Raw genomic sequence first — 23858 nt, 5'->3', positions numbered from 1 at the left:
AATAGAGAATGTGAAAATTATAGAAAAACTAAATATAAAAAAGCAAAAAAACTATCAAGAATATAGTAATAATATGGAACTTTTCCCTGATTACTATTATTTATTAGAGGAAAAAATACATATATCAGATATGAAAGAACATAGTGAAAAATATAAAAATAAAATAAATTTTTTCAAAGACCAAAAGAAGTTCATTGAAAATTCAAAATTATCAGATCAGTTAAAAAATATAATATTGAAAAAATATAATTTTGAATTTGATGTATTTTATTAAAGCTAAAAGGAGAAAATATGAAATTAATAATAGCAGAAAAGCGTAATGTTGCAACGGCAATTGCTACTGCAATAGATGGAGCTCAGGAAACAAAAGACGGTTATGTAAAAAAAGGAGATTATTATATAACATGGGCTTCGGGGCATTTGTTAAGTTTAAAAGAGCCGGAAGATTATGACCCAAAATTTCAAAAATGGAATATCCCGGACTTACCTTTCAATTTTCCTAATTGGGAATTGAAACCTATAAATGCAGGTTCTAAGAAACAATTGAATATTATAAAAGATCTTCTGAAAGAATGTTCTGGTGTTATTCATGCCTGTGATCCTGATGATGAGGGTCAGTTGATCGGAGATGAAATTTTATTATACCATGACTATAAAAAGCCTGTAGAAAGAATGCTGATAAATGATAATAATACTGAATATATAAGAAAATTATTTACTAAATTAGAAGATAACAGGAAATATGAAAGCTTGGGAATAAGTGCTGCAGCACGAAGAATAGCAGACGCAATTATCGGGATAAACTTATCAAGATTTTATAGTTGTAAGTCCTCAAAAACTCTGCATGTAGGGAGGGTAAAAGCCCCTACGCTTGGTCTGGTAGTTAATAGAGATTATGCAATAGAAAACCATATAAAACAATTACATTATATTCTTAGAATAATAGCAAATAATAATGATAAGGATAATAACATTACTTTTACTTTCCAAAAAAATGCTAATACACCTGTCAATGAAGATAAACTTATCATTGATTTAGATTATATTGAAAAAGTACAGGCAGAGATAGCTGACATAAAAGATTATAAAGTTAATGTTACATCAAAGATATTAACTAAAAATCCGCCTTTAGTATTCAATATTGATAAGCTGCAGGCATACTGTAACAATAAATTTTCTTATACAGCCCAGGAAGTTTTGGAAATAACACAGGTCTTGCAAGCGACACATCAAATAATTACATATAACAGATCAGATAGTCAGTATTTGAATGAGGAACATTTTCAGGAAGCACCTCAATTAATTGAGATTATAAAAGAAAATTTAAATTTATCACTTGATAATATTGATACAAACAGAAAATCAAAAGTATTTGACAGCTCAAAAGTAACAGCACATCATGGAATAATACCAACACATACAAGATTTGATCTGTCAAAATTAACAGAAAAAGAAAGAAATGTATATCAGGTTATAGCAGAATTTTATTTAGTGCAATTTATGCCGCCGGAAAAACTTAAAGAAACAACAGGAATATTTAAAGTTAAAGATTATGATTTTAAGACTACAGATAGAACTGTACAGGATTTAGGATATAAAAAGTTTCTTAATAGTATAAATGAAGAAAAAGAAGAGGAAGAAAAAAGTAATATATCTAAATTTGAAGACAGACTCTATGACTTTGTAAATTTTGCTACACCGATAGATACAAGAGAAACAAAACCACCAAAACCTTACACAGAAGCTACTTTAATATCAGATATGACAAGTATTGCTAAATATATAAAAAACCCTGAAATTAAAGAGATTCTGTTAAGGAAAGATAAGGACAAAGAGGGAGCAAAAGGAAGTATCGGAACGCCTGCAACAAGAGCAAGCACCGTTGAAGAATTGATTAACGACGGATATTTAGAAAGAAAAGGAAAGCAGATAAGGGCAACAGAAAAAGGTAAAAATTTTTATAATAATGTCTTGCCTGATGAAATAAAAACAGCAGATTTAACAGCTTTATGGTGGGTAATCCAGGAAGATATAATCGCAGGAACAAAAACAATTACAGATTTAACAGATAGTGTATTTAAGTCGGTTATTCAAGCTATGGAAACAAACAAAGATATAAAAATAAGACATAAAGATGATGTGATCTGCCCTAAATGCAATGACGGATTTTTAAAAAATATAAAAACATCAAAGTATAATTTTTGGGCTTGTTCAGAAGAAAAGTGTGGTTCTACTTTCAATGATAATAAAGGAAAACCTGATTTTACTGAAAAAAGACCTGCAGAAAAATCAGAAATCCCTTGTCCAAAAGATGGTGGTATATTATATAAAATTAAGGGGAAATATGGAGATTTTTGGAAATGCAAAACATGTCAACAGAATTACAAGGATAGTAATGGTAAGCCTGATTTATCTCCTAAAAAGGAAATGAAAAAATCAGCTCAAAAATGTGATTGCGGAGAATTCTTAACAGAAATACCAACAAAAAAAGACCCAAATAAAATAATGCTTTGCTGTGAAAAATGTAATAGTAAATATTTTGAACAAGCAGATGAAAGTATAAAAAAATGGGTAATAAAAAAATAGGGGAGAATATGAAAGTAAAATTTATTAAATCTCCACAATTTACAGGCGAATTATCAGATTTTAAAGAGAGAAAATCAGATATTTATACAGCTATAAAAATAATACTTGAAATAGACATAAACAATTATGGTACATCTTATGATTGTTCAATGATAGCAGAAATATGCATAAAAAAGAACAAAGAAGTGTTTTATGTAGTTTATACTGTGAAAAAAACTGCTAAAAATCTGATTTTGAATCTTGAAAGGTTTGGAAATAAAGCAGAATATAAAAAGAGTAAGTGAAAATTAATAAGATCAGGACTGAGAGATTTTATATTTTCTTAGTCCTGTAAAATGATTTTTATATAAAATAAGATTAAAGAAAAAAATCCTTCAGGAAAAAATTTCCTCTTCCAGGAAAAAATCTCAAATTTGTTCTAAATACTATAAATATTGACTTTATTTTTTCGATTTATTTGATAAAAAAATTAAGAAAAAAACTGATTAATACTTTTTGTATAAAATAAAATTAAAAAATCATAGATCGGAGGGTTCAATGAAAAACGAGAGTATAAAAACATTACTTAGAAGAGAAAAAGAGTTAGTCAGTGAAATTGAGGATATAAAAGGAAAGAAGAAAGAAATAGATAAAAATTTAGAAATTAAAAGAAAAAAATTAGAGGGAGTAAAAGCTAAAATAGCAAATGCACAGGAAAGTGTAATTATTTCAGAACATGCTGTAATAAGATATATAGAAAGAGTTTTAGGAATTGATATTAAAGAAATCGAAAAAAAGATTGTAGATGAAGAAACAGAAAAAATTATAATGGAATTGAGACCTAGCAAAATATGCAGGGGGGAGTTCTCAATTCTTATAAAAGACAATACTGTTACAACTATAACAACAGATTAACTATATTAATATAAAACTGAATATCCTACATCATGGACAACAGCCTTGCCGAAACTAGCAGACATACAGGCGGTTGTAAAAATAAATAAGTCGGCGGAATCCTACCGTAAGTGGCATATAAACGACGTAATCAGAGGGGGTTGTGGCTAGCAACGTAAAAAAATAAGTGGTTATAAACCCTAGAAATAGGGTTTAAGGTTCTTTGTTGCCTGCGATTAGATAATACATAATTTAACTGCGGGGGAGGACTTAAACGAAGCTGAAAAAGCGATTCTGTGGGCAAAGAAGCAGAAAAAAGTTTAAGACTTGCGACCGATTCCCCGAAATGACGGGAAAACGTCAAAATATTCTTCTGTTAAAACGCAGGAGGATAACTAGGCTTCCCTCTAACCCCTCATTCAAAGAAAATCACAAATTTTCCGATTCTTGTCAACCTTTTCTTTGCAAATATAAAATAAAGAAAATAACTATTAGAGAGTAGAGCAAAGAAGATAACACTTATTTGATATTAGATAGTTATTATATTCAAAATCTTACGAGAAAGAAAATAGCAGATAATTTTAGAATTTCTGTTAGAACAGTATAATTATTTGGATAGAGAAATTCCTCTTGAATATAAAATAAATTTTAATAGGGATACCGCCAACATTTCGGAAATTTTGTACGCTAAGCTCTAATAGAAAAAAAGCTTATATGGAAAGCAAAAAATAACAACTTAAAGCTAATGTTTTTAATAGTTTGTGAGTATAAAACATATAAAAATACTCTCGAAATGTCTTCTTGTACAAGTATTAATAGCGGGGTATTTATCCTTAAAGAGAAGCAGCAAAGGAAAATGCCAAATAATAAAATTATTTATTTTTTAGATTTCCCTGGTGACTTGCAGGTAAATTTTATAATTCATTCTATATAAATTACTATGAATTATAAAATTAAATTCTTAAAATTCCCGTCATATTTTTCTTTTTTATGAATACTGTTTTTTCATGATAATCAAAGCTTCAAATTTTCGATTTAAAGAGTTTTTTTTGACTCAAGCAACAACTTTCTTTGGACAAGGGGTAAAAAAGCTCTAAAAGCAAAAGAATAGATATTACCGCAAGTTTTTTAATTTAACAATTTATTATCGGACGTTATGAGTTAAAAAACCATATATTTAACAATTCTTTAGGGGCTTTCTCTCTTTTTTGACAAAACCCCTTTTAAAAAATTTTTTCATTTTACCATTTATTTTTTACTTTCCAAAATTTCTAATAGTAATTTTTCCATTCCTGAAATTTTATCATTTAGAATTTTGATTTCATTTTTTATTTCTTCTGCATTTTTTAAAGAATCTAACATATTTTCAATTAGAATTTTTTTTATTATTTCATTGTCATTTTTTAACTCATCAGAATGTTTTAATACTTTTCTTGAAAATTTCTGTGCTAGATAAGCATCATCAAAAAATAAATCTTCAAATAAACTCATTATTCCTCCTAATACATTCAATTTGTAATTTACCCGGATTTTTAGACTTTGGTAAACTTTTTCGACATCTGTAAATATTTATTCTCTAAATCACTATTAGGTATACTTTCTCTTATTTGATCTTTTAAGCTTTTAATTGAAAAAATCAATGAATTTATTTTTCTTCAAATTCTACGTGCAGGCTTGTAACTTCATTAATTTTTAACAGCATTTAGCCGTCTTTTCAAGGTCTTATATTCCATTTCCTCACCATACATAAGTATTCTTTTCAAATTCTCCACTGTAATTTCAACTCGGCTAGGGTAATTTTCCCACCTTTTGCATAGTCTGTAGAATGCTTTCCAATTTTGACTCTTTATTTTCAAATAGTGATGAGGATTTACTTTCTCAAATTCTTCTTTCATCTGCCAAAAAAGATATTCTATATCCGGGTTAAAACGAACACTTACATTTTTTTCATCATCATGGATTATGACTGTAGAAAAAATAACAGGTCGCCATAGATCATTTTTCTTACTTATTACATTTCCTTTATTGTCTTTTATCTCTTTTTCTGCAATTAAAAATAATCTTTTGTTGCCTAATTTTAGTATTTCTTCCGACAGTGTTTTATAAGTCATGCTTTTATCTATCATATTTTTTATTTCTTTTAAACTTATTTTGCTAAATGCTTCTTGCTTTTGAAGTTTTGATAACAGAACAATGAGAATGTTCTCTTCTCTTTCAGTTAAATCTTTGAAAGAGTATTTATCTACAATGTCATTATGTAAAACTGCATATTCTTTTAAATCATCATTATTCAGTGGAACTAAAGCCATTAGTACTCCTTTCCATTTTCTCGGATTTATGACACCTTTCATTTTTACGCCTAAAATAGCACCTATAATACTTATTTATTATCAGAAGACTTGAAAACACTATATAAGCTTAGTTATTTTCATTTTCGGATTAGTGTCACCTTATATCTTCTGAAAATCAATAACGATAAGCCTTTCCCAAGAGCATATAAAGTATTATAAAATATTATAAATATATATATTAATTTTTTGATTCCTTAAGACCAATAACAAAAACCAAATTTTTATTTTTTAAAACCTGAAATAATGCATTGTAATTATTAATTTTTAAAACATAATAATTATCCCGGATATATTTTATATTATGATATGAAATATTTGTAAAATCCTTTGTAATTTCATCAAAAGCTTTAAAAAAATTCAATGCTAAAAATTTTTCTTCTGAAAAAATTCCTTTAACCTGTTTACTATAGATTACCTTGTATGATTTTTTCAAGAGTTATTTCACTCCCCTCATTAAAATCATAATCAGTATGATTTTTTAACTCTTTTATCCAATTTTCTATATCTGCTTGCTCCTCTTTAGAAACAGAATCACAATTTTCTTTTAAATACTGACCTAATTCTATTTCTTCTTGCTTATCGATATAGAAATTAGCTGCCTTTCTTACAAACTCTGAAAAAGTAATTCTTTCTTTTTGTGCATAATTATTTATTTTGTTATATTCATCTTCTTTTATTGAAATTAATTTCCTTAAGCTTGCCATAAAAACCTCCAAATTATAAATCATGATATACAATATATACTATATATATTTTTTTGTCAAATATAATATTTTAGTATTTGAGTGAACAAAAAAACTACTTTTTAGATCATAATAAAAAGCTTGACTTAAATATGATTATAGTATATACTATGTATGTAAAATAATTTTGGGAGGAATTAACTATGAAAAATCAGGGAGTAAGTATTACTAAAAATATAACTATCCCTGAGAAAGATTTTGAAATGATTGAAAGATATACAAAAAAAGTTGGAAAAACATTCTCAGAATTCTTGAGATATGCTGCCAAAGAATATATAAAAATGCAGGAAAATCTTGAATTAAAAGAATTTTTACTTGAGAATTGTGATTTTGCTACTTTAGAAGAAGAAAATGATATTCTTGAGATCATTAAAGATTTTGACCCAGGTGATAGGGGAAGGAAGATAAGCACAGATGAACTACGAGGTATATTACCAAAAAAAGGCTGAAAAATGGATTTTAGCCAACAAAAAGTCAGCTGAAAGATTTTTATCAGCTTTTGAGGAAATTTCAAAGGACATCAAAGGTAGTTTTCAAATTTATGATATCGTTAAGCTTAAAGGGAATTCTGATTTTTTTAGATTAAGAATTGGAAAATACCGGGCTATATTTACAATTCAAAATGATGAACTCATTATATTAGTTATTAATATAGATAGCAGAGGCGGTATTTATAAGTAACCCCTAAATACAGAACAATAATTGCTGTTCTGTATTTTTTATTTAGTCAAATTTCTATCTTTCGGATTAGTATCACCTTTCAGTTTTATATTACCTATATTTCAAGTTATTAGTACTATTAACTATGATTTTAGAAATTTATTGTTATTAAAAAAACACTCTACTAGTAAAATAATATGCTAAACAATATAACAGCAATTTTCTTGTCATTCTTATATGTTCAATGAAGTTATTTTTTTATTATTTCCTTTTTTCACTAAATATGTGTATTGAGGTTATTTCTATATGTTCATCTAAGTTATTTTATATGTGTATTGAAGTTATTTTATATGTTCAATGAAGTTAAGATAATAGTATTAAAGTATTTAAATTATTGCTTTTCAGCATGCATACTAATAAAGATCAATATTCTTTAAACTATATACGAACAAAAACTCCCTTAAAAAATCTAGTTGACAAAAATGTCGCTACAGGTTATTATTAATTAAAAATAACTTACACCGACACTATGGAGGTAAAAGTGAAAACTGAACTTATAAAACCAATTAGTGAAATTAGGATAGAAGAAGAAAATTATGAAACCGAAAAACTTCTTGATATGGAAGAAACTAAAAATATTATAAGAATTGAAATGAATACTATTGAATATCCTTTATTTACCAAAAATAAAAAAATAGATATCAATACTGGGATAAAATATATTTTTAATGATAAAAAAAATCAATTTATTGAAGTTATACCTGCTTTAAACTCTAAAATTCCTCATGAATTTGATGAGAGAATTTTTCATGGACTAATGTCACTATTACGAGATCAAAAATATAATAGGAAAGTTTACTTTTATTACAAATTATTAATGGAAAAATCAGGAATAAAATACAATGGGCGAACCCTAAAAGCAGTTAAAGAGAGTCTAAATAGATTAGCAACAACAAGTTACACTTTTAACAATTGTTTTTATTATAATCCAAATGCTAACATTTTAAATCGGGAAATAAAAACTAAAATGCTTTCTATTGATACTGTTACCTTTGAAGAAGCTATAAAGGTCAGTAATAATTTATCTGAATATTTTTATCATCATAAAATAAAAGAACTTATAGAAGTTACATTTGATGAAAAAATCTTTGATAATATTATAAGTAAAGGGTTTTTATATTTTAATGCGGCTGATCTGCAGCTGATCGAATACGATATAGCTCGATCGTTATATACAATGATTACAAAATGGAGAAATAAAGCATTATATATAAAAAGATACTCTTCTTTTCTTGCTTCAAGAATACCATTATCCTGGAAAAAAGAAAATATTAATAAAAGTGTAAAAAGTATAATAAAGGCCTTTGATGAATTAAAAGAAAAAAAATTGATTTCCGGATATCATTTTGAAAAAAATAAAAAATATGAAAATTCCTATTTTGAAATATTTTTTGAAAAAGGTCATAATAAAAATTTATTTTTAACACATAAAACAGGGCAAGAACAACTTCAAATTTCCGGGACAGAAAATTTAAGTAAAAGCAAGCTTAAATATACTGCAGAAATAACTTCTGATAAACAGAAAATAACATTGGAAGAATTTAATAACCTGGTTATAGAGCAAATGAAAAAAACAAACAACATGAACATAAAAGTTAAGCCAACCAAAGAGCAGACAGAAAATTATTTATTACAGGAATATGAAATTATTTAGGAGGATTATATGAGAAAAATTGCAATAGCAAATAATAAAGGAGGAGTTGCAAAGACAACTACAGTTTATAATCTAGCTTCATACTATGCAAAAAATGGTTTTAAAGTCTTAGTAGTTGACATGGATCCACAGGGAAATCTAACTGATTCTTTAGGAATAAATCCTGTCACTCTGGATAATACAATTTATGATGTTTTAGTTAATAGAAAATCTAAGGACTTTCTTATAAAACTTCCTCAATATGATCATTTCTATTTATTACCTTCAAACTTAGAAAGTGAAGCAGCTAATTTAAATCTTGCTAGTCAGGTGAGCAGAGAAACACTTTTGAAAAAATCTTTAAAAGATGTAGAAGATGATTTTGATATCTGTCTGATAGATACTTCACCATCTTTATCTGTTTTAACTTTTAATGCTCTTGCAGCTGCAGACAGTATTTATATTCCTCTTAGAGCTGGGTATTTTGAACTTCGTGGTGCAGGAATGTTAATTGACACAATTGAACAATTAAAAGATGAACTTAATAGTAGTCTGAAAATTAACGGAATAATACTCACACAATATGATATAAGATCGAATTTATCCTCAGATACACAAAATGAGTTAGAAAATTACTTTGGCAGCTCTCTAATGAAAAGTAAAATTAGACAGAACGTTGATTTAGGTAAAGCCCCTGCATTGGCACAGGATATTTTCACTTTCGCTCCGCACAGTAATGGGGCAAAAGATTATGAATTTTTAGCTCTTGAAATTTTAGAAAGAGAGGGGTTAAATACAAATGGCTAAGAAAAGTATATTTAGTAATAGAAATCCTCTTGATAATATCAATAGCGGTAAAGCAAAAGATTTAATGAAAAAATTAGATAATGATGATCTCATCAAACAGGAAATAATGAAACTTGAGGGTGCTAAATTAACTAAAATTGATAAAGAAATATTATCAAAGATTGATTTTTCTGACAGAGAGTTTATTAACAGAGAAATTCTTTTTGATGATTTATTAAAAGATGAAAAACTTCATGAATTATCAAAATCTATAGGCACTATAGGTCTAATAAATCCTATATACTTAATTGAAAAAGTAGAAGGCTACAAGATTTTAAGTGGTTTTAGAAGAAGTACAGCTATTTTTTGGGGTTTTGAAAACATTGAAGACTATAATATTGTTGGCGGTAATAATTTAGTTATTATCCCTAGGAATGCTCCATATGAATTGCTAGACACTATATCTTTACATGAAAATACATTACGGGAAGATTTAACAACTTTAGAACTATCTTTAAAAATATGGAAAGAAAGCAGACATAAAAATAAAAAAATCGAAGATATTGCAGAGGATTATGGAATTTCTAAGCGTTCTGTCAATAGATATCTTAGAGTTGAAAAATATCCAGAAGAACTTTTAGAAGTTATGGACAAAATCAATATACGGAAGGCTGATACAATTTATAGCTTGTTGAAAAAGAAGAATTTTTCTAATTCTTCTAAAATTATAAATGAAGTTTTACCTTTAGAAGTTGGAGAAATTGAAAAAATTATCAAAACGCCCGCCGGGCGTTCTGAAAAAATTTCTATAAAAACTAAAAAGAAATCTACAATTATTGAAATAGCAAACCTTTTAAGTGATGAAGATATTGAAAAAATAAAAGAGTTTATAAATAAGTTTATATAAGATCTGGTTTTAAATAAATATCATTAAACAATCTATGGGAGTTGACGTATGAAAAAAACAATTTTTTTACTTTTTATCATTATGAATATCATAATTTTGGCCGGACCATATATGCCTAAATATGATGATATTAATAAATTTAAAGCTTTTAATTTCTATTCTGGAAAAAATATTGATGATAGTTCGTCTATTATTATTATACCAGGAGAAGAGAATAAGCTTATTTTTTATATTAACATTGATGAAATAAGAACTAATTATGATATGTATTATAGGACATCGGTTGTAACTGACATAATGGTGCAAAATATATTGAATAAAAAACAAGGTATCGAGAAGAGCTTACAAGAGCTTATTATTGAAAGTGAAAGTAAAGCAGAGTATAAATTATTTCTTTTTAAAAATCATAAGATTAATGAAGTGAAACTAAAGTATACTTTTATTAAAGGAATTGAAAGTATGGCTGCTAAAAATCAAAACTTATTTTTAGATAACCCAAAAGAAAAAGTTTTATTTATTAATTTTACTAATAATGATTAAAATTAAGTCTATAAAATAAGGAGATATTATTAGTATGAATATATTTCTAATTTTACTAAAAATAATATTTTTTATTATTATATTTATAACAATACTATTTATAATATCTTTAATATTAAAAAAACAGATTCATAAATACAAACAAATTAATAATATAGTAGATAGATTGTTTGAAATATGTGTAAAATGTCTTTCTTTCTTATATATCTCACTGATTATAACTGGCATGATGAAATCATGTGTAGGGAGAAATACAACAAAAAAGACAACTTATACTTATAAAAAAAACAAAATAGAAGATCAGGTAATAGATAAATTAAAAAAAAGTCAAGCCGAAAAAATTGAAAATAGCCGAAAGGTAGATATCACTTTAACAACTGTAAAAAATAATTTAGAAACTTTTTTAAAACGTTATAAGATAAATGATTCTACAATAACAACTTCAAGATTATACAAAAAATCTGGTACTGGAAGAGAAGAATTTTGTGTGGCTAAAAAAACATGTTATTACATAACATATGAGTTAAAAACTGAAAAAGTATTACTTCTACAAATGACTTTTAAATATCCTGAAACAAAAAAACAAATTGATGATTTCAGAAATCATATTTGCTTATTTTTAGGAATGACAAAACCAAATGTTAATTTTAATGATGTAGATAATTTAGTAACAGGGCTTAATATTATGTTTAAAATGACAACAAATATAATTACAAGAAATTATATTTATGAAAATTATAAGTATTACTTATACTATAATGAAGACGATGATCTCTTAATTATCACTGTTAAAGGGGTAGCACCATAATTATGTGGATTATAAAAAAGCTGTCTGAAGAAAAAAGAAAATGAAAGTGGATTGATACACTTAAAAACATGGATTAATCACTGTTAATATTGAGGTTCAAATGGGTTGGAAATGAAAAAAGGGTACTGAGACGGTGTCTTGTACAAGTATTAATAGCGGGTTTTATCTGAAAATTATCCCGGTAATTATAAAGAAATGAATTAAAAATATGGAGGAATTATGGGTATTATTGGTGATATTATAGATGAATATTATGAACATAAACATAGAGAAAGTGTTTCCAATATAGAAAATGATACAGAAAAAATAATTGAAAATCACGATCTTTTAAAAAGAATCTTAGTTGAAAGTATGTTAGAATCCCACAATAAAAACCAAGAGTTTGAGAAACAGTTTGAATATTTACATTTTAAAATTGATAAAATAGAAAAATTATTATTAGAGATTTTAAATAAATAGGGGGAGTTCCCTCATAGGAGCGATCAGGGGCAAACTGAAAAAAATGCGTTGGTATTAAAAGTACTTTGAACGTATTTTTTTATTATTGGGGTAGGTGCGTTTTTTTGAAAATTTACCACCAAAGTTGAAGATTTTATTGAAAAATAGAGACTGTCAACATAAGTAAATAAAAGAAAAATTGCCAGTTTCAAATAAAAAAAAATATTCGGTAAAAAGTAAAATAGGAGAACAAAAAAATAAGCTTCAAAAGCAATGAATTTAAAGGATTTTGGAGAAATTAAGAAAAAAAAGGCTACTGAAATGGTGTCTTGTACAAGTATTAATAGCGGGTTTTATCTGAAAATTATCCCGGTAAAATTAGCAGTTTTTGATATGAAGAAAGGTGTGTTATGAATATACTTGTATTATTTGATCCTTTAAAAGAGGATTTTAGAATTGATTGGAGATTAAAAGGAGATTCTTACACTTGTTATAAAGAGTTAACAGGTACTTGTAGTTTATTTCTTAACTCTCCAATTGATAATTTAGATTTAAATTCAACAGTTAGAGGTTCTTTTGGTTATTATAAAGGTATTGATAAGAATATTCAAGAATTGGGAATAACTAAATTTTCAAAGGTTTATTTTATTATTGAACCTATTCTAGGATTTTATAATAGAATGTTTTATATAACTTTGGAATAAAAGAATCTGATTTAATTTATATTGATAAGAAAGATATATTAGAAATTTTGAATAAGTAATTTTTTTTTAATTTTCTCCGGTAATCTATCAGGAGAATTTTTTATTTTATAATGAATAATTTATACAATCTTTCGAGGTTCAAATTTACGATTAAGAGAGTTTTTTTACTAGTGACAACCAAGTATTAGGCCACTAATATAAAGCATCTTAAAAGAAAGAAAACTAGTTATTTTCACATTCCTGACAAGAATTATGTTTCTAGTATTTGATATTTAGGTATTATTATGCTATAATAATACTATATTACTATAATATAAAAAGGAGTTGATTTATGTGATTAGAAAATCAATAACAATAGACGAAGCGGAATATGAAAAATTGAATAATATAGCTCATAGAGAAAAAATTTCTTTTTCAGAGGTTATAAGAAAAGCAATGAATATATATATTAATCAATATGAAGATATTAGTCTTGTGGAATACATTAAAAAAAATTGTGGATATGTTTCTGATGAAGAAGAAAAAGAACTATTAAGTTGGATTGATGAACCTGATTTAGACCCTAATGAGGGGAGCGAACTTACTATTGAGCAAATTATTAAAGGTAATTTATAGTAAAAAGTCAAAAAAATTTATTGAGAAAAATAAAAAAGATGGATTGAAATTTTTTAAAGCTTTTGATGAAATTTCTCAAGATTTGGAAAATATTAAATATTATGATATAAAAAATTTGAAAACAAAAGAAAATATTTTTAGACTTAGAATTGGGAAATTTAGGGCTTTATTTTCTAAGAGAGATGACCAATTAATAATTTTAGTTATTAATATTGGGAGTCGGGGTGAAATTTATAAAGATTTATAATTATATACAATCTTGAATATAATAAGTTTATTTTAAATCGTTTAAGAATTTTTATCACAAAATTTATGCTGTAAATTTATTGCACTGCAACAAATAGGGCAATGCAAGCAGATAAAAACAATTTTATTATTCCGGGAATGATAAGAGAAGCTAAACCGCTTCTCTTTTTTTTATAAATCTTTTTTCTTTTTTTTCAACTCAAATTATAGCATACTGCGAAATCCCAGCGGGATTCAAGTTTTCAAGGTCAAGCACTCCGTGTTTGCTACGCAAAACCTTGAAAATCTTGTATGCAAAAATTCGTTTATGAAAAAAAACAAAAAAAATTGTGTAGGAACTCTGAACAATTGTATGCATGAAATGGCTTCTACTGGTAATGCGAGTTAATGTGTAATTGTCTCTTATGTGTCCTTATAGATTTAGTTTTGTTTTAAAAACTATTTTATGGGAGTGGTCAAAATGGGAAAAGCTAGAGAAAGAGTTTTTGAAGAAAGAAAAGAGTTAGTTGATACAATTATTAAAGATTTAGAAAATGGAGAAAAAACTTTTTGGCAGAAAGGGTGGTTAACTGCCAAGCCGATAAATCCGACTAATGGTGTATCTTATAGAGGAATTAATTTAATAAAGCTATATATGGCAGCTGAAAGAATGGGCTTTAAAGATAATCGTTGGTTAACATACAAGCAGGCTGAATCTAAAAAGTGGAAAATAAAAAAAGGTGCTAAATCCATAAGGTTGGAATTTTGGAAATGGGATATAACAAAAAAAGTCAAAGATGAAAACGGAAAAGAAAAAGAAATAACAGAAGAATTAAATAGTCCTATAGCATCATATTTTAATGTATTTAATGCTGAACAGATTGAAAATATACCTGAAAACACATCAATTAATGAAATTTTTAGAAATAATGAGTTAGCCGAAAAACTTATAAATAATTCAGAAGCGAAAATAAATTATGCTTTTACTCATAATGCTTATTATTCGAGATATGAAGATAAAATTGTTATGCCAAACCGGGAATACTTTAAAACTGAAGACGATTTTTATGCTGTAATATTTCATGAAATGGCACATAGTACAGGGCATGAGAGCAGATTAAACAGAGAAATGCCTAAAAGGCAATTTGACAAAAAGTATGCCAAAGAGGAATTAATCGCTGAAATTTCTTCAATGTTTTTACAATTGGAATTAGGAATTGAAATAAGTAATAATAAGAATCATTTTGAAAATCATAAGGCATATATAAAACATTATATAGAGTTATTAAAAGAAACACCGAGTATATTATTTAATGTTATAAGAGAAGCTGAAAAAGCAAGCGATTATATACTTAAATTTGCAAAGAAATAATATATAAAAAGGGTGTGTAGACAGCAGTCTTATGCACCTTTTCAGAAACTGAATACAAAATTTAGTTTTGGTGTCGCAGCTTGCGACACCAAGAAAATAAAAGTTTTTTCTTGAAGTAAAGACAATAAAATTAATAGAAATCGTTGACTTTGTACGTGTACTATGATAAAATGTTACTATAATATAGAAGAAAAATGAGGTGGTAAAAAAAGAAAGCATTAACAAGTAATACTTTCTTGAAGTGTATGAAACACTACAGCTATTGTTATTATACGCTTTAAGGAGAATAAAAGCAAATCTTATTTTCCTTACTTAATACAGGAGGATAAATGGAAAAAAAAATAATAGTAAAAAAAAGAAAATTACAATATAGGCAGCCTAACTCAAAACGTGGGGGGCAATATTCTTTGTCATTTCCATTAGATATAATCGAAGACATGGAAATAAGCGGAGAAAACAGAAATATTGAAATTATATATAATCCTATATTGAAAGAAATAAAAATAAAAAAAGACAAATAACAAGGAGTGATGTTATGAAAATTTTGAGTTTTGTTAATCCAAAAGGGGGAGCTGCTAAGACAGTTTCAGCAATTACTTTTGCATATGCTTTAGTAAAAAGAGGGAAGAAAGTTTTATTAATAGACAGTGACCCTAGAAGTTCAATTCAAGTTCATTTAAAAATAAATAATGAACATAATTTAGTTAAACTCATACTAAAGCAATATAATGATGTCATAGTAACTGATTTTGATAATTATATAACTAAAAAAAATGGATTGGATATTATTATTTCATCTGAAGAACTTATAAACTTAAATAGTTATTTTGTGTTAGAAAAAAAGGATAACCAAGCGATATATAGTTGTATAGAAAATTTATTATATTTATTCGAGGATTACGATTATGTGATTTTTGATACAGAGGGAACTGTTAATGATTTTAATTCAGCTATATTAAATTGTACGGACTATATTTTTACACCTTCCAGAGCTTCAAATGTCGATTTAAAAGGTGTTATTGATCTTTTAGACACATACGATATAGCAAAAAAGAAAAATAAAAAATTAGAGATTAGAAAAATTTTCTTAGTATGTGTAAAAGAAAGAACAAAAGCCTATAAGGAAGCGAAAGAAGATTTTGAAAATTATTTTTCTAATAAATCACAGTATAATTATACAGAATCAAATATAAGAGATGATCAAAATATAGTAAATGCTATGAATAATGGATTAGATATAATAAATTACAAAAATTCGTCAAATGCTGCGATAGATTATAGAAACTTAGCTGATGAATTTTTGGAAGAAGAAGCAGAAAGAGAGTGGTAAAAATGAGTGTATTTGATATGCGAGAAGAAAAAAAAGAAAAAGTAATATCATTAGAAGAAGAAAAAGAGCAGACTTATTTTAATTTTCAGGATTATAATATAGAAAAAGAAACTGCTGAGAAGATTATCAGAAAAGAAGGCTCTATAAGAAATAATTTGAGACAATTAGATCGGAATACTAGAGAATTATCTAAAAGTTTATATGAAATTCAACAACTTTTAGTTAATAATAAAAAAGGTGGATTTAGAGCTTATTTAGAATATATAAATATATCAAAAGATACCGCATATAGATTTATAGATAAATGGAATCTTTTTTTGGAAACAAAGCAGGCAAAGGTATTTGAATTACCACATAGTACTGTCAAAAATTTAAAAAAAGAAGTTCAGGAATTAAAAAAAGAGGATGAGAACGAGAAAATAATTGAGATTGTTGAAATATTAGAATCTGAAAATGTAGAAGAAAAGCTAAAAGAGTATAAGGAAACAAAAGAAGACGGTAATGTGATAGTAATTGAAAGCCTGGAAGAAATAGAAAAAAGATTAAAAAAAATTGATAAAGAAATAGTAAAGTTAACAGAAAAAATAACAAAGCTAGAAGTAGAAAAAAATAGTCTTGAACAAAAATTATAATTTTGGTGTCGCAACTTGCGACACTTAAACTTATTTTTATATAAGAAAGGAAATATGATATGGGTGGTATAATTTGAAAAAAATATTGTTAAAAGATTTGTTAAACTTTTCGAGTGAACAGATAGAAAAAGTAAAAGTAAAATTTAATCAACATAATGGTGATACTAATCCTATGGAAGAATATATAAAAAATCCTGAAGCTATAAATACGGGATGGTTATTTTGGAGAAAAGAAAAAAGGTATTTTAATGAGGGTGAAATAGCAATTTGTTTTTTTAAGTTAGGTAAAGATACATGGGTTCTTTCTACAATCAAACTTGTAACAAAAGAATTGAATAAAAAAAATGGTATAAATTATGAAGGTGAAGAATTAGAAAAGTATAGTGCTTATTATGGAAGAGTCATAGTAAAACATCACAAAAAGTATCAAAATCAAGTTAGAAAATTTAAAATGATAATAGAAGATTTAGAAGTTTCTCAAATATTGCCTACTATATATGACGGAGAAGAATTTCCAGGCTATGATAATGTTAGTTTATCATATAATCAGTTAAAAATAATTATAACAAAGCACAAAAGAGATTGGATAAATGCTCTTAAAAATCAAAAAGCAGTTTATCTAATTACTGATAAAGAGAGTGGAAAACATTATATTGGTTCAGCAACTGAAAGCGAGGGAATGTTATTAACAAGATGGACAACTTACATTAAAAATGGACATGGAGGGAATGAACTTTTAAAAGATATTATAAATGAAAAAGGATTTAACTATATAAAAGAAAATTTTCAATATAGTATTTTAGAAAACTATAATGCCCGAATTGATGATAAAATAATTATAACGAGAGAAGGTTGGTGGAAACGTGTTTTAAATAGTAGAACACATGGACTAAACTTAAATTAATATGAAATTTTTTATTACAAAATTTTTTACAAAAATTTATTGCACTGTCACAAATTAGGACAATGCAAGTAGAAAAAAAACAATTTTATTATTCCGGGAATGATAAGAGAAGCTAAACAGCTTTTCTTTTTTTATTAATCTTTTTTCTTTTTTTTCAACTCAAATTATAGCATACTGCGAAATCCCAGCGGGATTCAAGTTTTCAAGGTCAAGCACTCCGTGTTTGCTACGCAAAACCTTGAAAATCTTGTATGCAAAAATTCGTTTATGAAAAAAAACAAAAAAAATTGTTGGAGGAACTCTGGACAATTGCATGTACTCAATGGCTTCTACTGGTAATGCGGGCTAATGTGTGTGGTTCGTGAGTGTCCTTAGAAATTTAGTTTTGTTTTTAAAAATATTATATGGGAGTGATGAAAATGGAAATAAGAAAAGACGAGATAATGGGTAGAGTGTTAACAGAGGGGGAAAAAGAAAAACAGGCTATTACTATAGGAGTTAGTACAGAATTAATGAAAAACTTACTCGGAAATGACAAGATAAATACATATGATTTTGGGAGAAAATATATGTATTTGAAATATTATGATTATGAGCAGACAAAGGAAATTCAGGGGAATCTTTCAAATGAAGAATTAGAAAAGTTTCCGTCAATGGGTCTTGATATGGGAGTTTTTAAAAACAATCAAAATGAATATATATCTGTATACGATATAGCAGATATAAAAATAAAATCCACTGAAATGACTAAAGATGGTTTAAATGAAACTATTCAGGATTTAGAAAAAGGAAACTGTGAAGTTGAAAATTCTGATAATAGAATAGATTCTTTAAAAGTGTATTTTAAATGGAGCGAAAGATTTTTACAGGAAAATCTTATATTTAAGGGAAAAGAAGCGATTGAGTTTCTTAATAAATTAATAGAAGCCGATAATATTTATCACGAAGAAAGGGAAATAAACGATCAGGATTCCGAAGAATACTATCTGCCATATTACAAAACGAAACTAGCAATAGAGTACAGCGGGCTAAAATATGATATTGAAAGAATTGATCTAGGTGACGGAATTTACAAAAATTTAAAGTCATTTACTATAGAGAGAGAAGAAAGCTTTAAAGATTTATCAAATGAAATAGAAAAATTAAGAGGGATTATTCAGGATAAAGTAATAGATGATTTTCAGAAGAATTATAAAAGACTGTTTGATGTAATGAAAGAATATAAGCCAGAAAAACAGAATTTTCAGACTTCAGAAGAAGCATTTAGAAAACTTGAAAAGGTGTTGGCAGAAAAGAAAATATAAAAATTAAGAGATTATAAGGAGTGATAAAAAAATGATAGTTTTATATTTGGGTAATCTATTAATCGGGCAAATAAAAAATATTGAAGAATTAAATGATTTTTTGAAAGAAGAGATAGAAAGAATAAATGAATTGAGAAATAAAGGCTATTATGTACGATTTCCAAAATGGGCGAAACTAAAAAAAGATTATAAAATTTTACCTGAAAATTCTATAACATTAAATTCTGATAGATTTGCAGAAAGAAAAGAATTTTTGATTATGTCAAAAAAAAATAAATATGGGTATGAGCCAATAATAAGCAATTTTGTCGGATATCAAAAAATTGCCAAATTAAATTTTGAAAATGACGATCAGGTAGAAATATCTCTTAACTCTTTTGAAATTTATGAAAATCCTGACGGCAAAGGGATTCATGGCAGAAGTTATGTAACATTACTTAAAAATAAAGAATACATTTCTAAAGATAAAAAAATAACAGAAATGTATAATCATGATGTTGTTTATGCAGAAGATATAAGTAATTTTCAAATAGTAGCTGATATAATAACGGAAAGATTTATACAACTTGATATAAAAATAAAGAATGTTGAATATTTTAATAGTGATATAAAATTTGTAAAAGTCTGGGAGGGCAATTTATGTATGTAGTTTATTTAAATAATGAAGTAATTGGAAAGTTATCCAAAAATCAGACTTTAAAAGAATTTTTAAGAGAAGAATTTTTGAGACAGGATAAAGAAATAGAAATGGGATATCAAAATTTACACCCTTGTTGGGCGGAACACTACGAAAGTATACTATTAGATTTTGAAGAAATTCCCTCATATTATATAGAGCTTAATATTGATTGGTACGTAGACAAAAGAGATTTTACTATCAGAGAATGAAATAAACTTAAAAAGCCCCTTACGGGGCTTAATATTTTGTGTCCTTTAATTTATTTAAAAAATTTTCAATTTTTAGTAAATAATGTGAATGTTCGATATATGAAGTTACACCATGAAGTTTTATACAATAAATTAAATCCCACTTTTCCTTGTATCTGATTGTATAAGTTGTGTTGTCAATATTAAAGGTAACAGGGGCTGTGTGTACTAAAAGTATACGTGGGTTTTTACTAAATACGTATTCAAACCATTCATTGATCTTCTCAATTTTTCTAATTCCTTTAAAAAAATAATAATAATTATAGTTCATATTTCTTTACCCCTTGTTAATTGTTGTTAGACAAATCATACCTTTTTTATTGCAAAAAATCAATATAAAAAAATTAAAGTATATTTATATTTCCAAAAAGAAATGAAAAAACATAAAATTAGAAATGTCAAGTTAATTATTGATAAAATTTAACTTGACATTTTTTAAAGTATATGATATAATATTTTCATATAATAATAAAGACATCAGAAAATACTAAAGCATTTAGTTATTTTTCATGTTTTCATTGAATATTAAATTATCTTATTTTTAGATTAAGGTTTAATATAATAAAGTAATTTTAAAAGTATTTCATATATTGTGTTTAATATATTTCACCGCGGAAGGAAATATATTAAACAAGGCTAAAAATGAATTACGGAAGTTACGAAAAAAAACAAATTAGGAGGAAATTATGAACCAAGAAAAAGCAAATGAAATTAGAATAGAGGTATTAAAATCATCAATAGGAGGATACAAACCGGATAGTGTAATACCGTTGCTAGTTCAAAACAAAACTATACATAAAAAGCATGCAGATGAGATACAAAAGTTAATTGATCTAGCAACAGAGGTTATAAGTTTTCGAGATGCTTCACTAGAAAAAGCTAATAACATTAAATGTGAAGAAGATATATTAAGTACTAACGATGATTTTAAGAAGTTAAGTAATAAATATATTGAATATTTAGAACAATTTGATAAAGTCAATGAACTAATTATGAAAAAATAATCTTTACAAAAAAAAATTATATGGTACAATGAAATATAGAAAAAAATTCCATACAAAACAAGAAATTTAATGTAATGTTTAACTTAAATCACGAAAATTGACCTATTAAATTTTAGTCATTATGATTAAAAAATAGGTCAATTTTTTTCTTGTTTATTCATAAGCAACATTATCGGACGTTAATATCAGTTAGGATTTCATTAAAAAATATGTCCTTGTTTAAGGAGAATGTCCATTTTTATTCCTTGATTTATTTAATCATATATAAAGAATCATAAGAATACAGACAAAGCTTGAAAAGAGAAAACTAAATTAATATTTTTTTATAATCAAAGCCATTTCTTTATATCATACCCAAGATTTAATAATTCAGAATGGAAATTTTTAGGGATTTCTAAATAGTTAGGATCAATACGATCAAATAAAAAACTGCCATAGACATTAGAGTGATATTTTAAAGAAAATTTTTCATCTCCACGAGGCGATAAAATTATTTTATTTTTATCTTCATAATGAGCTGTCTTATATCTAAATTCTGAAACAAGAGAATCATAAGACATTACTCTTAAATTACTATTTTTTTCAAGTTCAGCAATTTTTGCACTTCGATATTCGTCATTTTGGTATTCTTCATTACGTCCATATATCAAAACATAAAAAATTTCAACAGGATTACCGTTTAATGGATTCCTAAGAGCATTAGTTTGCTTCATAATTCTATCTTTGTATTTATCGCAATAAATTTTCCAATCATCAATTTGTGCCAAAGCTCTGTTAAATTCAGCAGAAAATAAATTTTCTTTAGTAAAAAATTTTTTCTTTGATTCTTCTAATTCAATAAGCACTAATTGCCATTTTACAGTACTTTTAGTTAGGTATGCAAAATCTGTTACATAAGTATTACCAAGATTTAATTTAGAAATGACAGAGTTACCGTTTAAAGCATGGTTAAGTATAAAAGGTAATGGAATTAATGAAGAATTCGTTTCTAAAAATGTTTGAATATCATTTTCAGAAGTTGAAGATGAATTAAGTAATTGATAAAATTTTTCTATTAAAATTTCTTTTTCAGTCATAAAAAATCCCTTCTTTTAAATTGATATTCTTAAAAGATAGCATAATCTTGTAGAAAAAGAAAGTTTTTTTAATAATAGATTTAAAAAACATAGCAATGTAAATAATAGTCTACCTTTTTTTACAGTGTAAAAGAGGTATATTTTTATGTAAAAAAATCCTTTATTTCTTATTTATATAAATATGTAAAAAATAGTTTAGAATAAATATTTACATTTTTGATTACTTAAGGTATAATAATTTTATAAAGTAATAATGGAGGATATTATGAAATATTATTATGCCAGAGTGTCAACTGCAAAACAGAATTTAGCAAGACAAATAGAATTATTTAAGGAACTTGGTGGAAATAAAAGAACTATCTTTGAAGAAAAGAGATCAGGAGCAAATTTTGAAGATAGAGAAGCTTGGGATGAATTAATTGAATGTGTAAGATCAAATGATGTAATAGTAGTAAAAAACTTAGACAGGTTAGGTAGAAATGCCAAAGAAGTGAGAGAATGTCTGGTAAAGCTAGCAGATAAAAAAGTGATAGTAGAATCAATAGATCAGGAATATTTAAACGAGTTCTTGAAGACTAAATTAGTAGACAAAACAGCAGACTCATTAGCAGAAGCAATGTTAAATGCCATGCTTGATACAATGTTGGAAGTAGATCTTTTAAGAGCAGAATGGGAGAGAAGAGAACTTAGAAAAAGACAACAAGAAGGAATTGAAAGGGCTAAAGCCAGAGGACAACACCTAGGAAGAAATAAAGAAGAAAAATACCGGGAAAAGTTTAAAGAGATTTATAGGTTGACAAGAGATAAGGATAATCCGGATTATATTAGTATAACAAAAGCATGTAAAGAAATAGGATGTTCAAGACCAATGTTTTATAAAATGGAAAAAGAGGTGGAACTTGAAAAGAATATTTTATAATCTATTATGTAGAGAAAGATTAAATCACATAGAATTCAATCTTAATTCTGAAAAATTTGAATTGATATTTTCTGATGAAATTACTTATTATTTAAAAAGGATTGGAAAAAATAAATACTATAAAATATCCAGAAAAGAAAATGGTGAAGAATTAACTATTTATAGGAATTGGTTGAAGATATAGATTTTTATATAAACTACTTTTGAAAAAAGAGTAGTTTTTTTTATAAATTTATTTATTCAGCTAAAAATTATCATATAAAGTAAAAAAATCTGATTGAAAAATGTATCATTAGAAATCATAAAAATATGCTAATATTACATAAAGATAAGAAAATAGCTGTAAAATTAAAAGCGATATCAGTGTTTAAAGAGAAATATCTTGAGTAAACAACAAAAAAATAATTGTCTTACATAAAAATGTGCATATACAAATAAATATACAATAAAAAACTGAAAAA

31 protein-coding genes are annotated in these 23858 nt (G+C 26.2%); 26 read left to right on the top strand and 5 right to left on the bottom strand.

The genetic code is table 11. From position 1 onward, the window contains the following. Positions 1–10: 10 nt before the first annotated feature. From STERM_RS20730 to STERM_RS20715, 4 genes are all read left to right on the top strand, one after another. Complete coding sequence (locus STERM_RS20730; RefSeq protein WP_041311278.1) at positions 11–274, top strand: hypothetical protein; 264 nt, start codon at positions 11–13, stop codon at positions 272–274. A gap of 17 nt (positions 275–291) precedes the next feature. Then, the gene (locus STERM_RS20725; protein ID WP_012863576.1) at positions 292–2586 is read left to right on the top strand and encodes a DNA topoisomerase; all 2295 of its coding nucleotides are present in this window, start codon (positions 292–294) and stop codon (positions 2584–2586) included. Further along, positions 2568–2870, top strand: a complete 303-nt coding sequence (locus tag STERM_RS20720; protein WP_012863575.1) for a hypothetical protein — start codon at positions 2568–2570, stop codon at positions 2868–2870. Before STERM_RS20725 ends, STERM_RS20720 begins: the two co-directional genes overlap by 19 nt. Before the next feature lie 253 nt (positions 2871–3123). Further along, entirely contained in the window at positions 3124–3480 is a 357-nt protein-coding gene (locus STERM_RS20715; protein WP_012863574.1) for a hypothetical protein, read from the top strand. Positions 3481–4707: 1227 nt separating this feature from the next. Here STERM_RS20715 and STERM_RS20710 read toward each other — a convergent pair. The 4 genes from STERM_RS20710 to STERM_RS20695 form a co-directional block, all read right to left on the bottom strand. Continuing rightward, on the bottom strand, positions 4708–4950 hold the full coding sequence (locus tag STERM_RS20710; RefSeq protein WP_012863573.1) for a hypothetical protein: 243 nt from the start codon (positions 4948–4950) through the stop codon (positions 4708–4710). 194 nt (positions 4951–5144) lie between these two features. Continuing rightward, on the bottom strand, positions 5145–5768 hold the full coding sequence (locus STERM_RS20705; protein ID WP_012863572.1) for a replication initiation protein: 624 nt from the start codon (positions 5766–5768) through the stop codon (positions 5145–5147). A gap of 220 nt (positions 5769–5988) precedes the next feature. Further along, a complete protein-coding gene (locus tag STERM_RS20700; RefSeq protein WP_012863571.1) occupies positions 5989–6243 on the bottom strand; it encodes a hypothetical protein in 255 nt (84 codons plus the stop codon). Continuing rightward, entirely contained in the window at positions 6215–6514 is a 300-nt protein-coding gene (locus STERM_RS20695) for a CopG family transcriptional regulator (RefSeq protein WP_012863570.1), read from the bottom strand. The genes STERM_RS20700 and STERM_RS20695 overlap by 29 nt, the downstream gene beginning before the upstream one ends. A gap of 182 nt (positions 6515–6696) precedes the next feature. Between STERM_RS20695 and STERM_RS20690 the strand changes: the two genes are divergently transcribed. The 20 genes from STERM_RS20690 to STERM_RS20590 all read left to right on the top strand — a co-directional run bounded on the left by STERM_RS20690 (position 6697) and on the right by STERM_RS20590 (position 21402). Continuing rightward, on the top strand, positions 6697–7002 hold the full coding sequence (locus STERM_RS20690; protein ID WP_012863569.1) for a ribbon-helix-helix domain-containing protein: 306 nt from the start codon (positions 6697–6699) through the stop codon (positions 7000–7002). After that, entirely contained in the window at positions 6968–7234 is a 267-nt protein-coding gene (locus tag STERM_RS20685) for a type II toxin-antitoxin system RelE family toxin (RefSeq protein ID WP_012863568.1), read from the top strand. Before STERM_RS20690 ends, STERM_RS20685 begins: the two co-directional genes overlap by 35 nt. A 520-nt stretch (positions 7235–7754) precedes the next feature. Next, the gene (locus tag STERM_RS20680) at positions 7755–8927 is read left to right on the top strand and encodes a replication initiation protein (RefSeq protein WP_012863567.1); all 1173 of its coding nucleotides are present in this window, start codon (positions 7755–7757) and stop codon (positions 8925–8927) included. 9 nt (positions 8928–8936) lie between these two features. Then, complete coding sequence (locus STERM_RS20675; RefSeq protein WP_012863566.1) at positions 8937–9713, top strand: ParA family protein; 777 nt, start codon at positions 8937–8939, stop codon at positions 9711–9713. Then, the gene (locus tag STERM_RS20670; protein ID WP_012863565.1) at positions 9706–10599 is read left to right on the top strand and encodes a ParB/RepB/Spo0J family partition protein; all 894 of its coding nucleotides are present in this window, start codon (positions 9706–9708) and stop codon (positions 10597–10599) included. Before STERM_RS20675 ends, STERM_RS20670 begins: the two co-directional genes overlap by 8 nt. 48 nt (positions 10600–10647) lie before the next feature. Beyond that, a complete protein-coding gene (locus STERM_RS22355; RefSeq protein WP_012863564.1) occupies positions 10648–11139 on the top strand; it encodes a hypothetical protein in 492 nt (163 codons plus the stop codon). A 34-nt stretch (positions 11140–11173) separates the two neighbouring features. Further along, the gene (locus STERM_RS20660; protein WP_012863563.1) at positions 11174–11947 is read left to right on the top strand and encodes a hypothetical protein; all 774 of its coding nucleotides are present in this window, start codon (positions 11174–11176) and stop codon (positions 11945–11947) included. A 219-nt stretch (positions 11948–12166) separates the two neighbouring features. Then, complete coding sequence (locus tag STERM_RS20655; protein WP_012863562.1) at positions 12167–12406, top strand: hypothetical protein; 240 nt, start codon at positions 12167–12169, stop codon at positions 12404–12406. A 389-nt stretch (positions 12407–12795) separates the two neighbouring features. After that, positions 12796–13089 carry a hypothetical protein gene (locus tag STERM_RS20650; protein WP_012863561.1) on the top strand — a complete coding sequence of 98 codons (294 nt, stop codon included), beginning with the start codon at positions 12796–12798 and terminating at the stop codon, positions 13087–13089. Between the two features lie 333 nt (positions 13090–13422). After that, entirely contained in the window at positions 13423–13704 is a 282-nt protein-coding gene (locus tag STERM_RS20645) for a ribbon-helix-helix protein, CopG family (protein ID WP_012863560.1), read from the top strand. Beyond that, a complete protein-coding gene (locus tag STERM_RS20640; protein WP_012863559.1) occupies positions 13676–13951 on the top strand; it encodes a type II toxin-antitoxin system RelE family toxin in 276 nt (91 codons plus the stop codon). The genes STERM_RS20645 and STERM_RS20640 overlap by 29 nt, the downstream gene beginning before the upstream one ends. A gap of 459 nt (positions 13952–14410) precedes the next feature. After that, positions 14411–15301 (top strand): ArdC family protein, encoded by an 891-nt coding sequence (locus tag STERM_RS20635; RefSeq protein WP_012863558.1) that lies wholly within the window; start codon positions 14411–14413, stop codon positions 15299–15301. Positions 15302–15630: 329 nt separating this feature from the next. Beyond that, positions 15631–15822: a hypothetical protein gene (locus STERM_RS20630; protein WP_012863557.1), complete on the top strand. Its 192-nt coding sequence runs from the start codon at positions 15631–15633 to the stop codon at positions 15820–15822. Between the two features lie 14 nt (positions 15823–15836). Continuing rightward, positions 15837–16631: a ParA family protein gene (locus STERM_RS20625; RefSeq protein ID WP_012863556.1), complete on the top strand. Its 795-nt coding sequence runs from the start codon at positions 15837–15839 to the stop codon at positions 16629–16631. 2 nt (positions 16632–16633) lie between these two features. Continuing rightward, positions 16634–17263: a coiled-coil domain-containing protein gene (locus STERM_RS20620; RefSeq protein ID WP_012863555.1), complete on the top strand. Its 630-nt coding sequence runs from the start codon at positions 16634–16636 to the stop codon at positions 17261–17263. A gap of 73 nt (positions 17264–17336) precedes the next feature. Further along, positions 17337–18167 (top strand): GIY-YIG nuclease family protein, encoded by an 831-nt coding sequence (locus tag STERM_RS20615; protein ID WP_012863554.1) that lies wholly within the window; start codon positions 17337–17339, stop codon positions 18165–18167. A 419-nt stretch (positions 18168–18586) separates the two neighbouring features. Beyond that, the gene (locus STERM_RS20610; RefSeq protein WP_012863553.1) at positions 18587–19471 is read left to right on the top strand and encodes a hypothetical protein; all 885 of its coding nucleotides are present in this window, start codon (positions 18587–18589) and stop codon (positions 19469–19471) included. 31 nt (positions 19472–19502) lie between these two features. Beyond that, positions 19503–20120, top strand: coding sequence for a hypothetical protein (locus tag STERM_RS20605; protein WP_012863552.1), 618 nt, complete (start codon positions 19503–19505; stop codon positions 20118–20120). After that, the gene (locus tag STERM_RS20600; RefSeq protein ID WP_012863551.1) at positions 20111–20359 is read left to right on the top strand and encodes a hypothetical protein; all 249 of its coding nucleotides are present in this window, start codon (positions 20111–20113) and stop codon (positions 20357–20359) included. The genes STERM_RS20605 and STERM_RS20600 overlap by 10 nt, the downstream gene beginning before the upstream one ends. Positions 20360–21084: 725 nt before the next feature. After that, positions 21085–21402: a hypothetical protein gene (locus STERM_RS20590; protein WP_012863549.1), complete on the top strand. Its 318-nt coding sequence runs from the start codon at positions 21085–21087 to the stop codon at positions 21400–21402. 329 nt (positions 21403–21731) lie between these two features. Here STERM_RS20590 and STERM_RS20585 read toward each other — a convergent pair whose 3' ends face one another. Then, positions 21732–22478, bottom strand: a complete 747-nt coding sequence (locus tag STERM_RS20585; protein ID WP_012863548.1) for a Shedu immune nuclease family protein — start codon at positions 22476–22478, stop codon at positions 21732–21734. A gap of 265 nt (positions 22479–22743) precedes the next feature. On the opposite strand from STERM_RS20585, the gene STERM_RS20580 reads away from it, so the two are divergent. Together STERM_RS20580 and STERM_RS20575 are read left to right on the top strand one after the other, a co-directional pair. Next, positions 22744–23397: a recombinase family protein gene (locus STERM_RS20580; protein ID WP_012863547.1), complete on the top strand. Its 654-nt coding sequence runs from the start codon at positions 22744–22746 to the stop codon at positions 23395–23397. After that, positions 23378–23581, top strand: a complete 204-nt coding sequence (locus tag STERM_RS20575; protein WP_041311271.1) for a hypothetical protein — start codon at positions 23378–23380, stop codon at positions 23579–23581. The genes STERM_RS20580 and STERM_RS20575 overlap by 20 nt, the downstream gene beginning before the upstream one ends. The last annotated feature ends 277 nt before the right edge of the window (positions 23582–23858 follow it).

It is taken from the genome of Sebaldella termitidis ATCC 33386, from assembly GCF_000024405.1.
Lineage (GTDB): Bacteria > Fusobacteriota > Fusobacteriia > Fusobacteriales > Leptotrichiaceae > Sebaldella > Sebaldella termitidis.
Note: the sequence above shows the minus strand (reverse complement) of the source record. Positions and strands in the feature narration are given on the sequence as shown.

Excerpts from the sequence above, each read along its gene's own strand:
- STERM_RS20725 (WP_012863576.1), top strand. The coding sequence starts at position 292 with ATGAAATTAATAATAGCAGAAAAGCGTAATGTTGCAACGGCAATTGCT.
- STERM_RS20720 (WP_012863575.1), top strand. The coding sequence starts at position 2,568 with ATGGGTAATAAAAAAATAGGGGAGAATATGAAAGTAAAATTTATTAAA.
- STERM_RS20715 (WP_012863574.1), top strand. The coding sequence starts at position 3,124 with ATGAAAAACGAGAGTATAAAAACATTACTTAGAAGAGAAAAAGAGTTA.
- STERM_RS20710 (WP_012863573.1), bottom strand. The coding sequence starts at position 4,950 with ATGAGTTTATTTGAAGATTTATTTTTTGATGATGCTTATCTAGCACAG.
- STERM_RS20705 (WP_012863572.1), bottom strand. The coding sequence starts at position 5,768 with ATGGCTTTAGTTCCACTGAATAATGATGATTTAAAAGAATATGCAGTT.
- STERM_RS20695 (WP_012863570.1), bottom strand. The coding sequence starts at position 6,514 with ATGGCAAGCTTAAGGAAATTAATTTCAATAAAAGAAGATGAATATAAC.
- STERM_RS20690 (WP_012863569.1), top strand. The coding sequence starts at position 6,697 with ATGAAAAATCAGGGAGTAAGTATTACTAAAAATATAACTATCCCTGAG.
- STERM_RS20685 (WP_012863568.1), top strand. The coding sequence starts at position 6,968 with ATGAACTACGAGGTATATTACCAAAAAAAGGCTGAAAAATGGATTTTA.
- STERM_RS20675 (WP_012863566.1), top strand. The coding sequence starts at position 8,937 with ATGAGAAAAATTGCAATAGCAAATAATAAAGGAGGAGTTGCAAAGACA.
- STERM_RS20670 (WP_012863565.1), top strand. The coding sequence starts at position 9,706 with ATGGCTAAGAAAAGTATATTTAGTAATAGAAATCCTCTTGATAATATC.
- STERM_RS22355 (WP_012863564.1), top strand. The coding sequence starts at position 10,648 with ATGAAAAAAACAATTTTTTTACTTTTTATCATTATGAATATCATAATT.
- STERM_RS20660 (WP_012863563.1), top strand. The coding sequence starts at position 11,174 with ATGAATATATTTCTAATTTTACTAAAAATAATATTTTTTATTATTATA.
- STERM_RS20655 (WP_012863562.1), top strand. The coding sequence starts at position 12,167 with ATGGGTATTATTGGTGATATTATAGATGAATATTATGAACATAAACAT.
- STERM_RS20650 (WP_012863561.1), top strand. The coding sequence starts at position 12,796 with ATGAATATACTTGTATTATTTGATCCTTTAAAAGAGGATTTTAGAATT.
- STERM_RS20635 (WP_012863558.1), top strand. The coding sequence starts at position 14,411 with ATGGGAAAAGCTAGAGAAAGAGTTTTTGAAGAAAGAAAAGAGTTAGTT.
- STERM_RS20630 (WP_012863557.1), top strand. The coding sequence starts at position 15,631 with ATGGAAAAAAAAATAATAGTAAAAAAAAGAAAATTACAATATAGGCAG.
- STERM_RS20625 (WP_012863556.1), top strand. The coding sequence starts at position 15,837 with ATGAAAATTTTGAGTTTTGTTAATCCAAAAGGGGGAGCTGCTAAGACA.
- STERM_RS20620 (WP_012863555.1), top strand. The coding sequence starts at position 16,634 with ATGAGTGTATTTGATATGCGAGAAGAAAAAAAAGAAAAAGTAATATCA.
- STERM_RS20610 (WP_012863553.1), top strand. The coding sequence starts at position 18,587 with ATGGAAATAAGAAAAGACGAGATAATGGGTAGAGTGTTAACAGAGGGG.
- STERM_RS20605 (WP_012863552.1), top strand. The coding sequence starts at position 19,503 with ATGATAGTTTTATATTTGGGTAATCTATTAATCGGGCAAATAAAAAAT.
- STERM_RS20600 (WP_012863551.1), top strand. The coding sequence starts at position 20,111 with ATGTATGTAGTTTATTTAAATAATGAAGTAATTGGAAAGTTATCCAAA.
- STERM_RS20590 (WP_012863549.1), top strand. The coding sequence starts at position 21,085 with ATGAACCAAGAAAAAGCAAATGAAATTAGAATAGAGGTATTAAAATCA.
- STERM_RS20585 (WP_012863548.1), bottom strand. The coding sequence starts at position 22,478 with ATGACTGAAAAAGAAATTTTAATAGAAAAATTTTATCAATTACTTAAT.
- STERM_RS20580 (WP_012863547.1), top strand. The coding sequence starts at position 22,744 with ATGAAATATTATTATGCCAGAGTGTCAACTGCAAAACAGAATTTAGCA.